The organism is Erwinia sp. 2186, assembly GCF_057812255.1.
Genome location: NZ_CM173824.1, coordinates 1,744,287 through 1,759,435, shown reverse-complemented (window position 1 = coordinate 1,759,435; position 15,149 = coordinate 1,744,287). Strand labels below are relative to the sequence as shown.

Sequence of the window (15,149 nt, the reverse complement as noted above, 5' to 3'; positions counted from 1 at the left end):
TTTTACCTGAATATTTTTATTTTACTGAGCAGATGACACTGCCGGCTTTTTGTATTTCCACAACCAGCGGCCGCTGTTCAGACGGCGATAGAAGAAGAAGCCACGCACAATCCAGTCCATAAACATGCCGAGCCAGATGCCCACCACGCCGAATCCCAATACCACACCGAGCGTGTAACCGGCCACGATGCGGGCGCCCCACATGCCCAACAGCGAGATCCACATGGTGAATCGCGCATCGCGCGCCCCTTTCAACCCGGCGGGCAAGACCCACGAGGCCGCCCAGAAAGGCATAAACGCCGCGTTAAGCCAGACCAGGATTTTCACCACGTGGATGACATCGGGATCCTTGGTGTAGAACGACGCGAGGATACCGGCGAACGGCACCGTTATCGCCGCCAGTAAACATAAGCCAATGGTGGATAGCCAGAAGATATGCCGGAGCTGACGTTCCGGCTGCAGCAGCTGGCCCCGGCCTAATCGCGTTCCAACAATGATGGTGGAGGCCGACCCCAGCGAGTTCCCCGGCAGGTTAATCATCGAGGCAATCGAGAAGGCGATAAAGTTACCGGCGATAACGTCGGTGCCCATCCCGGCGACAAAGATTTGCGTCAGCAGCTTGCCGCCGTTAAACAGCACCGATTCAATACTGGCCGGCACGCCAATCCCCAGCACTTCCATCAGGATGCTGGTATTGAGTCGCGTGAAGTAGCTTTTCAGGGTGATTTTTAAACGCGGGTTAAAGCCAATCATCAGCACGTAAATCACCGCCAGCGCGCCGATATAGCGCGAGATGGTTAAGCCAACGGCCGCGCCATCAAAGCCCAGACCTTTCCAGCCAAAGCAGCCGTAAATCAGTGCGGTACTGATCACGATATTCAGAATGTTCATTCCGCCGTTGATCAGCATTGGAATTTTAGTGTTGCCTGCGCCGCGCAGTGCGCCACAGCCAATCAGCGCGATGGCCGCTGCGGGATAACTCCAGGCGCTGATGGTCAGGTAATCCAACGCCAGCGCTTTCACCGCCGGTTCGGCACTGCCGGCAATCACATCAATAATCTGTACGCCAAAGAACTCGATCAGCAGCGCCAGCAACACGGCAAACAGCGTCATCAGCACCAGCGATTGTCTGGCTGCCGCTTCCGCCCGTTCGCGATTGAGTTTCCCAAGGCTGAAGGCCACCACCACGGTGGTACCGAGATCGATGGCGGCGAAGAAGGAGATAATCACCATATTGAAGCTGTCTGCCAGCCCCACTCCCGCCATCGCCTCTTTGCCCAGCCAGCTCACCAGGAAGGTGCTGAGCACCCCCATTAGCAGGACGCAAAGGTTCTCGAAGAAGATCGGCACGGCCAGCGGGGTGATTTCTCGCCAGAATAAAACTCGGTAGGAATGTCTTTTGGGATACCACGCCGTATTTTTGATCGCCTGCAGCAGAGAGACTCTGAAGTTTTGCAAGGTAGTTCCAGCCAGGAAGAGGTAAGTAGTCCTGATTGATGATGGTAAAAGGCTGACTATTATGCAAAGTCTTTTTTTTCGCGCTGCACAAAAAGGCGGTCAGCGGTCAAAGAAGTTTCCGCTGTCTTCAGGCTTTATTGCTAAACTGCCGCGACGATTTTCAGGAGAAAGCCATGAAGCCCCGTTCCGTTACGCTGGATGATGTTGCCGCTGCCGCAGGAGTCTCTTACCAGACGGTTTCCCGCGTGCTGAACCATTCTGCCAGCGTGGCGGAAAAGACCCGGCTGAAAGTGGAAGCGGCGATGGTGGCGCTGAACTATGTTCCCAACCGCGTGGCGCAGCAGTTGGCCGGGAAACACTCGCGCACGCTGGGTCTGGCCACCAGCGATCTGGCGCTGCTGGCCCCGGCGCAAATGGCGTCGGCGATTCAGCAGCGTGCCACCGCGTTGGGTTACCGACTGGTGATCGCCATGTCTGGCGCGAAAGGAGCCGACGTGGCGGTGCAGGAATTGCTGGCCCAGCGCGTGGATGCATTACTGGTTAACCTGCCGCTGGATAATGCCAGCGCCAGTCACATTGCCGCACTCACCCGCCCTCTTCCGGGCCTGTTTCTCGATGTCCCGGATGATGCGCCGGTGCCGGCCTGCCAGTACAGTGCAGAAACCGGCGCCCGCCAGGGCATTGAACACCTGCTGGCGTTGGGACATCGGGAGATTGCGCTGCTGAATGGGCCGAAAGCGTCGGTGGCGGCCGCCTCGCGTCATCAAACCTGGCTTAGGGTATTAGCGGAAAATCAGCTTACGCCGCACCGTGAACTGACCGGGGACTGGAGCGCCGAATCAGGCTATCAGGCCACCCTTTCTCTCTTTGGCAGTGCCCTGCCGACCGCCCTGCTGGTCGCTAACGATCAGATGGCGTTAGGTGCGCTACGGGCGTTGCATCAGGCGGGATTGCAGATCCCTGCGGAGATTTCGGTGGTGGGCTACGACGACACGGCCGAGAGCGCATGGTATCAACCACCGTTGACCACGGTCCGTCAGGATATCAAGCAGCTGGGTGAGCGCAGCGTGGACTGGCTGGTGCAGACGCTCAATGAGGAGCAGAGTCCGGCGCTGATGCGGCCGTTTGCCACCCGGTTAATGATCCGGGAAACCACCGCCGCGCCGCCGCAACAGCGGGTAAATGCACAGGCGATGACCGGAAAGCGTCAACAACCTGCAGAAAAAACAAAGGGCGATCGATGATCGCCCCTGGAGTCTGAATCGCTAAACCTTACTGCGGTTTAGGCTCGCCCATCGCTTTCAATTTCTTCGACAGGTCACGACGCTCTTTCGACAGATCGGCATTTTTGATGATGTAGTCATCAACACGATCTTCGTAGTCGCTGCGCATGCTGCCAATGATTTCCTGGATGGCTTCAATGCTCATGCCCGGTTTGATGTATTCGCCAAGGTTATCGAGCAGCAAGACACGCTTCTGGTTATCACGAATTTTCTTTTCGTTATCGTGAATTTCGCGCTGCAGCTTGTTCTTACGACGGAACATCCGCACGAACTCCAGCACGTCCTGAAATGATTGCTTTGCATTTTCCATGAAGACACCTTTCATTTAGGCCTGTTCGCACAGGCGTCATTATCGTAGCACTCAGCTTAGCGGCTCACCGCGGCCGAAGGCAATTTTGAAATTGTAGAGTCGGGCCCTATCTTAGCGCGAACGACTGTTTCCCGCAGTAAGTTGTTGCATATCGCTTATTTACGCAAGACCAGCCGCATCAAATCGGACAGTCTTTCCAGCTGCCCCGCCATTTCCAGGCTCAGCCAGACGTAGCCGTGGATCGCCGTCTCCACCCGCTCGTCGCTGTCATATTCCTTAATCAGCTGTCGCAGTTCGCGGCTGACTTCCGCCAGCTCACCACTGTAAGCCGCAATTTTGTCCGTATTGCCTTCGACAATGGCTTTCGACAGTTTGCGTAGCGTGTTCTCGGTCATTTCCTGGGTATGACGCAGCGCCGGGGCGTTCAGCATGATCAGATGGCTCTCGCGCGAGTTCCACCAGGCATTCAGCTGCAGCTCAAGGGTACAGACCATATTGCGGTTCAGCGTCTGGATACCTTCAAACACCGATTTGGGAATTTTGGTTTCTTTGCTGGACGGCTCAATCAGCGAGCGCATTTTGACGACGCCGGTTAACAATCGCTGCAATGGCCGCGTCAGCCGGGGCTTCTCCACCAGGTTCGGCGAGAAACCAGCATGATAGATTTTGGCAGTTTCTAGCAGCGAATCCGAGAGCTTGATGCGCCAGTGGGTATAGGCTTTCTGCGGATAGATACTGGTAAACAGCAGTGCCAGCAGCGAGCCGAAGATCACATCGCCACCGCGCCATAACGCGGTGGTCAGATCGCCCGGCGGTGCGCCGCAAATTACCGCCAGCGTGATGCCGATCAGCAGCGCCATGTAAGGGTGTTTGCCCAGCGTCAGAAAGCCGCACAGGAACATCACGATGGTGCACCACACCAGCATTCCCGGCAGGGAGATCACTTCAAGCTTGAGGGCGATCAGTCCGGAGACGGAGCCAAAGATGGTGCCGCCGATGCGCTGCAGCGCACGGGGAAAGACGTTCCCCCAGGATGAAATGGGGCCCATCACCACCACCAGCGTGATCAGCGGCCAGGTCCCTTCCGGGATTTCCAGCAGCCGCACCAGCAAAAAGGTCAGCACAAATGCCAGCGCAATTCGAATGCCATGCACGGTGCGATAGTTGCGGTAGAGCGTGAATTCGAAGGCCGATAACGGCTTGTCCGGGCGCACACAGTTCTCCTGATAACAGTTGAAGCTGGGCATCATACCCGATCGAAAAAAGCGCCGTAATTGATTCTGCACTATTTTTAGTGAGGAATTTCCTTACATCTTTTAAGGAATAACACTAATTAACAAAACAACAACATCTGTTATACATAATACTGTCGTCTTGCTCATATTTTTACACTTTAGATATATCTTTACAGACTGGAACAATAGGAAGCTCAATGCGCAAACCCACTTCAACGCAGCCTGGGGTCACCCGGCGGCAGGTTTTGACATGGTCGACCGGCGCGATAGCGGCTACCGCCACCGGCGTTGCCAAAGCCGTCACCCTTACCGGTGCCCCAGGCTGGACACCTTTTTCAAACAACCCACCCGAAACCTTTGATTCCACTGCCCTGCTGTTTTTCACCGAGGAAGAAGCCGCAACGATAGACGCCATCGTTGACCGCCTGATCCCGGCCGATGAGCTGAGCATGGGCGGTAAAGAAGCCGGGTGTACCGTGTTTATCGATCGCCAGCTGCACGGTTTTTACGGCACCTTTGAACGCCTGTATATGGAAGGCCCGTTTGAAAAAGGCGTTCCGGAACAGGGCGATCAGTCCCCGCTGGTGCCCCGTCAGCGTTATCGCCTGGGCATTGCCGCCCTCAACAAATATTGCCAGACCAGCCAGCAGAAAGCCTTTAAAGACCTGACTGCCGAGCAGCAGGACGACATCCTGCATGGCCTTGAAAACGGCAAGATTGCGCTGGACGGTTACGACAGCGCCTCATTTTTTGCTCAGGTGCTGACCAATGCCATGGAAGGGTTCTTCGCCGATCCAATTTATGGCGGCAACAAAGACATGGTTTCCTGGAAGATGCTGGGCTTCCCCGGCGCACGTTATGATTATCGCGACTACATTGGCCGCCATAACCAGGACCTGAAGCTGCAACCGGTGAGCATTGCCGACCTGCCAACCCAGAAAAAAGGATCCTGATATGGCGACCAAACTACCAAAAACCGATGTGGTCATCATCGGCCTGGGCTGGGCTGGCTCGATCATCGCCAATGAACTGGCAGATGAAGGGCTAAACATTGTCGGCATTGAACGCGGCCCGTGGCGCGATACGGCGCGGGACTTTAACGTTGCCACCATTACCGATGAGCTGCGTTATGTGCAACGTGAAGAGCTGATGCTGCGCACCCGCCAGAACACCTGCACCATGCGTAACAATCCTTCACAGACTGCCTTACCGATGCGCAGTTGGGGATCTTTCCACCCCGGTAACGGCACCGGCGGCGCGGGCAACCACTGGGCGGGAATTACCTTCCGTTTCCAGCCGGAAGAGTTTCGCCTGCGCAGTCACCTGACCGAACGTTATGGTGCAAATGCCATCTCTTCCGATCTGTCGCTGCAGGACTGGGGCATGGATTGGGACGAAATTGAAAAGCACTATATGCAGTTCGAACGTGTTGCCGGCACCTCCGGCAAAGCGGGCGTGATTAATGGCGTGAAGCAGGCAGGCGGCAACCAGTTTGAAGGCTCACGCTCCGGTGAATATCCGACGCCACCGATGAAACAGCCTTATGGCCCGACGCTGTTTGCTGAAGCCGCCCGCAATATGGGCTATAACGCCTTTGCCGTGCCTTCATCGCTGGTGTCCGAGGCCTACACCAACCCGTATGGCGTGACCATGGGGCCCTGTACCTTTTGTGGCTACTGCACCAACTACGGTTGCGCTAACTACTCCAAGGCCAGCGCCATCACCACCGTTCTGCCAGCCCTGATGCGCAAACCCAACTTCACCGCGCATACCAGCAGCGAAGTGTTGCAGGTCTTAACTGACTCCACCGGTAAAAAAGCCACTGGCGTGACCTTTATCGACTCCAGCGGCGATGAATGGGAACAGCCTGCGGATTTGGTGATCGTCGCGGCCTATACCTTCGAGAACGTGCGTCTGATGCTGCTCTCCAACATCGGCAAAGCCTACGATCCGGTGACCAACACCGGTACCACCGGCCGTAACTACGCCTACCAGACCGCGAACGGCGTCACCCTGTTCTTCGATGACAAGAACTTCAACCCGTTTATCGGTGCCGGTGCCGTCGGGATGGGCATTGATGATTTCAATAACGATAACTTCGACCACAGCGGGCTGGGCTTCTTCGGCGGCGGCAGTATTCGCGTGACGCCAATTGGCGCAGCGCCCATCAACAGCCGCCCGGTACCGCCAGGCACGCCAAAATGGGGATCCGACTGGAAGAAGGCCACGGTGAAGAACTATCTCAGCACCATGTCAATCGGGTGTGAGGCCAGCAGCTATACCCAACGCACTAACTATCTGTCGCTGGATCCGAACTACAAGGATCCGCACGGTCGTCCGTTGCTGCGTATCACCTTCGACTTCCCGGAAAACGATCTGCGTATGGCGCAGTACTGCACCGGAAAAGTGGCGGAAATTGCTAAAACCATGGATCCGCGCCAGATCGTTTCCAAGCCGACCAGCGGCCACTGGAACAGCGTGCCCTATCAGTCTTCCCACGTTTGCGGCGGCTTTGTAATGGGTGCCGATCCGTCGAACAGCTCGGTGAACAAGCATCTGCAGGTCTGGGACGTGCCGAATCTGTTTGTAGTCGGTGCGTCTGCCTTCCCGCAAAACCCGGGATATAACCCGACTGGCACCGTCGGCGCGTTGGCCTTTAAGGCCGCGCACGACATTCGCCAGTACTATCTGAAACGTCCAGGGGAGATGATTACCGCATGAAAAAGCGCACGCTTTTCGCACTGGCTGCGATCTCACTCGCGGTGCTCGGCGTTTCTGAAGCCTGGGCCCAGCCGGAATACGATCAGATTGAACGTGGCCGCTACATCGCCACACTGGGTGACTGTACCGCCTGCCATACCGTCGATCCGAAAAAACCGTTCGCCGGTGGCGTTGGCCTGAACACGCCTTTCGGTAAACTGGTTGGCGCCAACATCACTCCCGATCGTGAAACCGGTATCGGCAACTGGAGTTTTGATGACTTCCAGCGCGCCATGTCCGAAGGGATTGGCCACGGTGGCAAGCGGCTTTACGGCGCCATGCCGTTCACCGCCTATACCAAAGTCTCCCGCCAGGATAACGCTGACCTGTGGGCGTATTTGCAGAGCCTGCAACCCATCCATCAGGAAATTGAGTCCAACCAGCTGCCCTTTCCGTTTAACGTCCGTACCAGTCTGATTGTCTGGAACTGGATGAACTTCGATAAGGGCGAATTCAAGCCGGATATGAGCAAATCGGCGGAATGGAACCGTGGCGCTTACCTGGTTGAAGGGTTAGGCCACTGCGGAACCTGCCATACGCCGAAAAACATCCTCGGCGGTGACAAGAACAGCGCGTTCCTGTCCGGCGCGGTGGTCGAAGGCTGGTGGGCACCGAATCTGACCAGCGATGAGCATGCCGGTTTAGGTAAATGGACGCAGGAAGATATCGTCAGCTATCTGCGTACCGGCGTAAACCGGTATGACATCGCGTCCGGGCCGATGGCGGATGCGGTGAAGAACTCGACGCAATACTGGCGCGACGAGGATCTGAAAGCGGTCGCCACCTACCTGAAAGCCACGCCAAAACAGGGCGATGACACGCCGACAGCCCTGGCCGCAGACGACAGTCGGATGAAAACCGGTGCAACAATTTATGAAGCGAAATGTTCTGCCTGCCATGCGCCTCAGGGCCAGGGCGGTAAGAATATCTTCCCTCAGTTGGCCAATAACCCGCTGGTGAATGCGCCGAACGCCACCTCGCTGATCCATGTGGTGGTTGCGGGCAGCCGTGGCGTGGATACGGATACCCGTCCAACCGCGCCAGCGATGCCTTCGTTTGCCGGCACCCTAAGCGATGAGGAAATGGCCGATGTCATTACCTACGTTCGCAACAGCTGGGGTAATGCCGCATCACCGGTCAGCGCTGGCGATGTGAAGGACCTGAAGGAAGAACTACGTAAATAGCGTGCCCCGGATGCTTGCTGCAGGGTTAAAACCTGCACGGTAAACCGGCTAAGCCGATTGCAGGGTTCGCAATAAGAGCAGCGTGAGTGATTGCGCTGCTCTTTCATTTTTATTCCGCTTTGCTGACCGGAATATAGAGCTCGATATCCCATTCGCCGCTCTCCGAACCGTCGTTCAGGTAGTGATCAAAACAGGGCCCTTCCGCCATCACATACCCGCTGTCCGGCAGCCACTCATCAAAGAAGGCATACCAGGGTTTGGTGAAATCACCGTCGTTCACATGCACCAGATTCATCGCATAGGTTCCGGCGGGAATGATGCTGAGCCTGGCGCCCTCACTCCCTTCAGGCAGCTCGAAGTCGGTCGGCACGCCGATCACCGTTTCAATTTTCAGCTCTTCCGCTGGCACCGCCCGCGGATTACCGTGATACACGCCCATCCATGGGCCCATCACATTATGCTTACTGGTCCAGGCCACCAGTTTGTCAAAGCCTTCGGGCGCGGTGACTTCCCACGGCCCCACAAGATGAAAACCGGCTGTTTTGCTCTCTTCACGCTCAACGATTTCAACATTCATCTTCTTGCTCCTCATCAGGATAACTGGTTAAACATACAGTCAGAAGTGTAGATGATCGAGCAAAAAAGCCGCTGAAATGTTGTTTTGCGAGCCAGCCTGCAAAAGACTTTAGTCGGGCCGGGTCAGGCTGAAATCCTGCCACTGCTGGGCGAGCGCCTCGCGCAGATAGTCGACAAACAGCCGCACGCGCGGAGGCTGTTGCTTGCCATTCAACCAGATCGCATGCAGTGGCGCGGCGGGAAGAGGATGGTCAGTGAGAACCTGCACCAGCTTGCCTGATTTGAGGTCGTCTGCCACATCCCAGACAGATTTCACCACGATCCCGGCACCGTGCAGTGCCAGGCCGTGTGCAGCCTCACCGGTATTGACGTGAAAACGGGCGTTGATCTGTACGCTGCGCTGAGATTCCCCGGCGCCAAAGGTCCACTCGGTGACCGGGTTATCGCCAGAGATAATGCAGCTGTGCGCGCTTAACTCCTCCAGTGACAGAGGCTCACCGGCCTGCTGCAGATACGCAGGAGACGCGCAGAGCACGCGCTGATTTGGCACCAGTTCCCGAGCGACCAGCCGGGAATCCGCCAGCGCGCCGTAGCGTATTGCCAAATCGTAGCCGCTGGCCGCCAGATCGATCACCCGGTCGCTCAGGTGAAGATGCAGTTTGACGCTCTGATGCTGTTGCATAAATCGGGTGACAATCGGCGACAGCCAGCGCTGGCCCATACTGTGCGAAGAGGTAATGCGCAAGGTGCCGCTGGCTTTGCCCTGCCTTGATGAGAGCGCACTCTCAATCGAGTCCAGCTCCTGCTGCAGCCGCAGAGCATGTTCGGTAAACACCAACCCTTCGTCGGTCAGCGAGACATGCCGCGTGGTGCGATGAAACAGACGCACGCCAAGCTGCTGCTCCATTTGCGTCAGCCTTTTGCTGACCACAGCCAGCGATAATCCCAGCTGTCGCCCGGCCGCAGAGAGTGAACCACAGGCGACGATGGCGTTGAATAAGGCGATGTCACGGATATCTTTCAGCATAGCGATTCTCAATGTAGCGGCAACAATCCCTTGCAAGTGTTGCATATTCCGTCAAGAAAGCGAGAGGCATAAGCTTGAGGAAAACCTGAGGAGAAGATGATGACTTTTAAACAACAGCAAGTATTAGTCGTCGGCGGCAGTTCCGGGATCGGTGAAGCCATCGCGGCGGCATTCGTGGCTGAAGGTGCCAGGGTGACCATTGCCTCACGCAGTCTGGATAAGCTGCAGGCAGCCGCAGCACGACTGGGAGAGGTCGAAGTTGCCGTGCTGGATACCGCCGACAATCAGCAGATTGAACAGTTCTTTGCTGCGCAACCGGCCTGGGATCATATTGCGATTTCCGCAGCGCAGACGCCGGGCGGACCGGTGAAAAGTCTGCCGCTGGACAGCGCTTACAGCGCAATGGAAAGTAAGTTTTGGGGAGCCTACAGGGTTGCCCGGGCGGCCAAAATTGCCGAACGCGGATCGCTGACCTTTGTGTCGGGATTTTTGAGCGTCCGTCCGGGCAAAACGGTGTTGCAGGGCGCCATCAACGCGGCGCTGGAGTCATTAGGACGTGGTCTGGCGCTGGAGCTTTCGCCGGTGCGGGTAAATACCGTTTCCCCTGGCGTGATTGAGACGCCGCTGTGGGCTGGCATGGAACACGTCGCCCGGGAGCAACTCTTTGCCACCCTGCGCGCATCGTTACCCGCCAAAACGCTGGGGCAGCCGGAAGATGTGGCGCGGGCGGTGCTGTTTCTGGCCGGAAATGCCTACACCACCGGTTCAACCGTGCTGGTGGATGGCGGTGGTGCCATCAAGCCTTAAGCAGCAGGCGGCCCATTGCGGACCGCCTGTTTCACTTACAGCTTCTGTTTGATGTAGTCTTCGATGCGGGTAATGATGCCTGCTTCCTTCACTTCCTGCAGGGCAACCAGCGGATAAGACGCCAGCGTCTTGTCGCCATCAACCAGTTGAATCGATCCCACCTGTTCATGGGCTTTGAGTGGCGCTTCCAGATCTTTGCGATCGATAACGTATTTCGCTTTAATCTTTTTCACTTCATCACGCGGCAGGGCCAGATAGACATCTTTATCGCTGCCGACGGAGACCTGATGCGGATTGCCGTACCAGACGTTTTCATGACCAATTTCTTTGCCGGCATGGAACAGCTGCACGGTATCGAAATTGTTCTGGCCCCAGGTCAGCAGTTTACGCGCCTGCTCTTCACGCCCTTTGGTACTTTTTCCGCCCATGATCACCGCAATCAGACGACGCTGTCCGTCAACGCTGGAAGCAATGATATTAAAACCGGCGCTTTCGGTGTGACCGGTTTTCAGACCGTCGACGTGCAGGGTTTTATCCCATAACAAACCGTTACGATTCTGCTGAGTGATGCCGTTCCAGGTGAGGGATTTTTCGCCATACATCTGATAAAAATCGGGCTCGCCGGAGATAATCGCCCGGGAAAGCTTCGCCAAATCCCCGGCGGTCGTGAACTGACCTGGCGCATCCAGACCGTGAACGGTTTCGAAATGGGTATTGGTCAGGCCCAGCTTGGTGACGTACTGATTCATCTGATCAACGAAGGCTGACTGGCTGCCCGCGACATAATCGGCCAGCGCAACACAGGCATCGTTACCGGAGTCAATAATCACGCCACGGCTCAGATCGCGGACGGAAACTTTCTCGCCCGGCTTCAGGAACATCAACGACGATCCTTTAAACACCGGATTGCCCGCGCCCCATGCATCCTGCCCTATCGTTACCATGTCATCACGCGTGATGCGCTTGGCATCAATCGCACGGTCGACCACATATCCCGTCATCAGCTTGGTGAGGCTGGCTGGATTGCGACGCTCATCGGCGTTGCCCTGGGTTAACACCTGGCCGGTAGTGGCATCCATCAATACCCAGGAAGCGGCATCGACAGAAGGAGGCGTCATAGGAAAGGCCAACGGATTGTCATCGGCATGAGCCAGGGAGGCAAAAGCCAAAACCACACTAATACTTGCAAGCTGACGCTTCTTCAACGGAACACCCTCAATAATCTGCTGTGTAAAAAAACCAGCCTGTTTTACGGGATCCTGTGCATCATTGTATGAATAAATTGCAAGAAAATATTAATTTTCAGTCGATTAGATTGGTGATTAGTTGAGCGAAAGTTATCAACGGCACAACCAGCCATTAACAAAAGCCCAGGGATATTCTGATAAATTTTACTTTAGGAACAACAGACCTTGTTTCAGCTGACATGTCCTTTACGCTTGGCTTACGAAAATTTACACAAGTATGAGGATTTACTATGTCTGCCACACGAGGCTGGTCGACAGAACTTGAGGGGCTGCGAGGCATCGCATCACTCTGGGTTCTGGTTGGTCATATCAGTTTACTGATTCATTGCCATATCACGCTGATCTCCTCACCTGGCATTGGTGTGGATCTCTTTATTCTTCTTTCTGGCTACCTGATGGCCAAAAACTATGTTGAGCGCCAACATAAAGAGCCGTGGCAGAGCGCCAGCACCATCAAGACCTTCTGGACGCGCCGTTTTTTCCGTATCGCCCCGCTCTACTATTTACTGCTGATTATCGCGCTGGTATACGGCCCGTGGTTTGGTGAGATGCGCGACACCATCGCCCACTTCTATTCCGGCACGGCAACCGAGTCATCGCGCTACTCGGATCAGTCGCTGGCAAATATCCTGACCCATTTCAGCTTCCTGTTCGGCCTGTTACCGGCTTACGGTTTTAATACCGTGCTGCCAGACTGGAGTATCGGACTGGAGATGCAGTTCTATCTGTTGTTCCCGTTCATCATGCTGGTGACCATGCGCTTTGGCTACGCCACCTCGCTGATTGGCTTTATGGTGCTGTGCTGCGTGGGCCGCTATGTGCTGGCGGATTACTATGAAGCGTTCGAAATGCCTTCAATGATCCTGATAAAGCTGAATATGTTCCTGTCCGGCATGCTGCTGGCTGAAGCCGTGCGCCGTAAAGCGCTGCTGTATGTTGCCTTTGCGCTGCTGGGTCCGGTTGCCAGTAAGGTGATTGGTCTGGAAGCCATTCCGCTGCAGCTGGTGATGGAAGTGCTGATGATTGTCGGCATGGCTGCGATCCTCTGGCAGTACGCCGAAGGCAGCCTGATGACCAAAGTCATTGCCCTGCCCCGCAAACTTTTGAACAACCGCGTCAGCACCTGGTTGGGCGATGTGTCCTTCTCGGTCTATCTGCTACACCTGTTGATTGTGATCCCAGCCATTGCGCTGCTGCTGACCCACACCGGTCTGGGCGGTAAGAGCGACATGATGCGCTTCGTAATTGTCTGTGGAGTCTGTATCCCGATTACGTATGTGCTGGGTTCTTTGCTCTTCAAATTTGTAGAAAAGCCTGGGATTCTGATTGGGAAGAAGGTGCTGGGACAACGGCCTGTGGTGAGGGATGTTGCGGGTTAAAACTGCCTAACCAACATTCACAAGGAAGTGAATGCTTCATTAAAATAACATTATATATCATGCATTTATAAAAAATTCACTTCCTCTTATCCTCGATATGTTTTTTTCCCTTTGCAGCAAAGACTTCAAGTAGCTAATGTGTGTGGCTTAAATCTGGAAATCATCAGAACTATCGGGGTCAATTTAAGGCCGATGTTTAAAAACAACAAGTTTAATGTTAGTGCCGGAAATGAACAATGAATTACAAAGAGATGAACTGCCTGTCAAACCGAAGCTCTGCTAGTTATATTTTCATTGCGAGTTTTATTGTATCATTATTATCCAGCATGATTGTGTATGGATTCGAACTTACGCATTTCACATTATCAATAGATGAAGAATTCAATGATAACATTCTACATACCATCAGTATGGGTAGATGGGGTCATGCTTTACTCAAAGCGTTGATATTACCAGAACCCTTTGTTCCATTTTTCACAACCTTGATTTCATTGATAGCACTTTCTCTTTCTTCTGCAGTAATCGTAAAATCACTGAAGTTAGATTTTAAAACTGCACTATTTTTCTCAATACTCTATATCGCACTACCACAATTTGCTTATCAGTTACAATTTACAAATCAGTCTGATACACTGGCTATATCAATTCTTACATCATCTTTAGTGGTTTATTTTACATTCAACTACAATAGTTTTATTTCATCAATAGCATTGCCAACTTTACTTTATGCATTTTCAATATCCATCTACCAATCAATAGTTTTAATGCCGGTAACACTCTATTTTTCTCATTTGGCAATTTCTTATATGAGAAATGATGTGTCGCCTGCCAATATGAAAAATACAGTAAAGCTTATTATTAACTCCGTCAGTGCCGTAGTACTTTATAGTATTATCACAAGAGTCGTCCAGAATTATTATGGAGTAAGCTCAGACTCATATTTTTTGAATTTAATCGGTTGGCTGCATGCCGACTTCAGTGATACGTTACATAGTACATTCCAGTTTATTTTAACTTATTTTACGTTTAATGCCCCCTATGGGCTTAACACATTCTCATTATCTAGCCTCATAGTGATTGCTTTTATCGCAAAAATTTTCATCAAAAATAAAAAATGGAAGATACAGATTACAGTACTTGCTATGTTGATAGTGGCATCAGCCTTTATATTTAATATTATCGTTGGCGGTTATCTTGCTGCTCGGGCAATGACATCCTTACCGCTGTCGTTTGCAATTATCAGTTCAATGTTATTTATAGAAACAAAAAGAAAAAACGTGTTATTTATCTTCCCTGTGGTGATTTTACTCTGTGGCACGGCTGCATCCAGTAGACTGTTTTACTCAGATTATTTGTCATACAATAGAGATTATCGCCTGGCATCGAACATTTCTGCAGACATCGAAAGAACACAAAATGTGAATTTATCAGCACCCACTAAAATTTACTTCTTTGGCGGGCTGGATTTACAGCCAATGAATAAACTTCAAAATTCCGACATGTTCAGTTCGTCATTTTTGAACTGGGATGGTGGTAACTCAGCCAGAATAACCGCTTTCATGCAAAGTCAGGAATTAGCTAATATTGTTCCTGTACTATACTCTGACCTGGCTGCGTACAGGGAGGAGATCAAAACAGCTCCTGTTTGGCCAAAGAAAGGAGGAATAATGAATTTAAATGGAATAATAGTTGTTAAACTTGGTAATAACCCAGGCAATTGCATCAATGGCATCTATAAAAACATCGACTCATCAAGATGTAGATAATCATTAAAGTACCGATTGAATTAAGTGCCTGCTTTTTCTTAGAGTTGCATTCAAATAATAAAATAAACTAATCGTGCATTGTTATTGGTTACAGAGGGTAATTTACTAAAAAGTTAC

General features: G+C 53.2%; 13 protein-coding genes. 7 read left to right on the top strand and 6 right to left on the bottom strand.

The window, feature by feature from the left end; translation table 11 throughout:
* Positions 1–21: 21 nt before the first annotated feature.
* Complete coding sequence (locus ACXKZG_RS07940; RefSeq protein ID WP_013202897.1) at positions 22–1,458, bottom strand: EmmdR/YeeO family multidrug/toxin efflux MATE transporter; 1,437 nt, start codon at positions 1,456–1,458, stop codon at positions 22–24.
* A gap of 173 nt (positions 1,459–1,631) precedes the next feature.
* On the opposite strand from ACXKZG_RS07940, the gene ACXKZG_RS07935 reads away from it, so the two are divergent.
* Positions 1,632–2,702 (top strand): LacI family DNA-binding transcriptional regulator, encoded by a 1,071-nt coding sequence (locus tag ACXKZG_RS07935; protein ID WP_346594148.1) that lies wholly within the window; start codon positions 1,632–1,634, stop codon positions 2,700–2,702.
* 28 nt (positions 2,703–2,730) lie between these two features.
* On the opposite strand, the gene ACXKZG_RS07930 is transcribed toward ACXKZG_RS07935, so the two are convergent.
* The gene (locus ACXKZG_RS07930; RefSeq protein ID WP_013202899.1) at positions 2,731–3,051 is read right to left on the bottom strand and encodes a DUF496 family protein; all 321 of its coding nucleotides are present in this window, start codon (positions 3,049–3,051) and stop codon (positions 2,731–2,733) included.
* A 155-nt stretch (positions 3,052–3,206) separates the two neighbouring features.
* Positions 3,207–4,265 (bottom strand): FUSC family protein, encoded by a 1,059-nt coding sequence (locus tag ACXKZG_RS07925; RefSeq protein ID WP_013202900.1) that lies wholly within the window; start codon positions 4,263–4,265, stop codon positions 3,207–3,209.
* Between the two features lie 218 nt (positions 4,266–4,483).
* Here ACXKZG_RS07925 and ACXKZG_RS07920 point away from each other — a divergent pair, with 218 nt between their 5' ends.
* Genes ACXKZG_RS07920 through ACXKZG_RS07910 form a run of 3 tightly spaced genes read left to right on the top strand, consistent with a single transcriptional unit; the run spans position 4,484 to position 8,230 of the window.
* Complete coding sequence (locus ACXKZG_RS07920) at positions 4,484–5,239, top strand: gluconate 2-dehydrogenase subunit 3 family protein (protein ID WP_134824535.1); 756 nt, start codon at positions 4,484–4,486, stop codon at positions 5,237–5,239.
* Position 5,240: 1 nt separating this feature from the next.
* On the top strand, positions 5,241–7,007 hold the full coding sequence (locus ACXKZG_RS07915; RefSeq protein WP_488875962.1) for a GMC family oxidoreductase: 1,767 nt from the start codon (positions 5,241–5,243) through the stop codon (positions 7,005–7,007).
* The gene (locus tag ACXKZG_RS07910) at positions 7,004–8,230 is read left to right on the top strand and encodes a c-type cytochrome (RefSeq protein ID WP_488875961.1); all 1,227 of its coding nucleotides are present in this window, start codon (positions 7,004–7,006) and stop codon (positions 8,228–8,230) included. Before ACXKZG_RS07915 ends, ACXKZG_RS07910 begins: the two co-directional genes overlap by 4 nt.
* A 109-nt stretch (positions 8,231–8,339) precedes the next feature.
* Here ACXKZG_RS07910 and sbmC read toward each other — a convergent pair whose 3' ends face one another.
* Both sbmC and ACXKZG_RS07900 read right to left on the bottom strand, forming a co-directional pair.
* On the bottom strand, positions 8,340–8,807 hold the full coding sequence (gene sbmC / locus ACXKZG_RS07905) for a DNA gyrase inhibitor SbmC (protein ID WP_134824537.1): 468 nt from the start codon (positions 8,805–8,807) through the stop codon (positions 8,340–8,342).
* Positions 8,808–8,915: 108 nt separating this feature from the next.
* Complete coding sequence (locus ACXKZG_RS07900; protein WP_346597795.1) at positions 8,916–9,878, bottom strand: LysR family transcriptional regulator; 963 nt, start codon at positions 9,876–9,878, stop codon at positions 8,916–8,918.
* Positions 9,879–9,929: 51 nt separating this feature from the next.
* Here ACXKZG_RS07900 and ACXKZG_RS07895 point away from each other — a divergent pair, with 51 nt between their 5' ends.
* The gene (locus ACXKZG_RS07895; RefSeq protein WP_488875960.1) at positions 9,930–10,640 is read left to right on the top strand and encodes an SDR family oxidoreductase; all 711 of its coding nucleotides are present in this window, start codon (positions 9,930–9,932) and stop codon (positions 10,638–10,640) included.
* A gap of 35 nt (positions 10,641–10,675) precedes the next feature.
* Here the strand turns inward: ACXKZG_RS07895 and dacD are convergent, their stop codons facing one another.
* Entirely contained in the window at positions 10,676–11,845 is a 1,170-nt protein-coding gene (dacD, locus tag ACXKZG_RS07890; protein WP_346566637.1) for a serine-type D-Ala-D-Ala carboxypeptidase DacD, read from the bottom strand.
* A gap of 272 nt (positions 11,846–12,117) precedes the next feature.
* Here dacD and ACXKZG_RS07885 point away from each other — a divergent pair, with 272 nt between their 5' ends.
* Both ACXKZG_RS07885 and ACXKZG_RS07880 read left to right on the top strand, forming a co-directional pair.
* On the top strand, positions 12,118–13,266 hold the full coding sequence (locus ACXKZG_RS07885) for an acyltransferase family protein (protein ID WP_134824540.1): 1,149 nt from the start codon (positions 12,118–12,120) through the stop codon (positions 13,264–13,266).
* A 236-nt stretch (positions 13,267–13,502) separates the two neighbouring features.
* Positions 13,503–15,032: a glucosyltransferase domain-containing protein gene (locus ACXKZG_RS07880; protein ID WP_488875959.1), complete on the top strand. Its 1,530-nt coding sequence runs from the start codon at positions 13,503–13,505 to the stop codon at positions 15,030–15,032.
* Positions 15,033–15,149 lie beyond the last annotated feature (117 nt).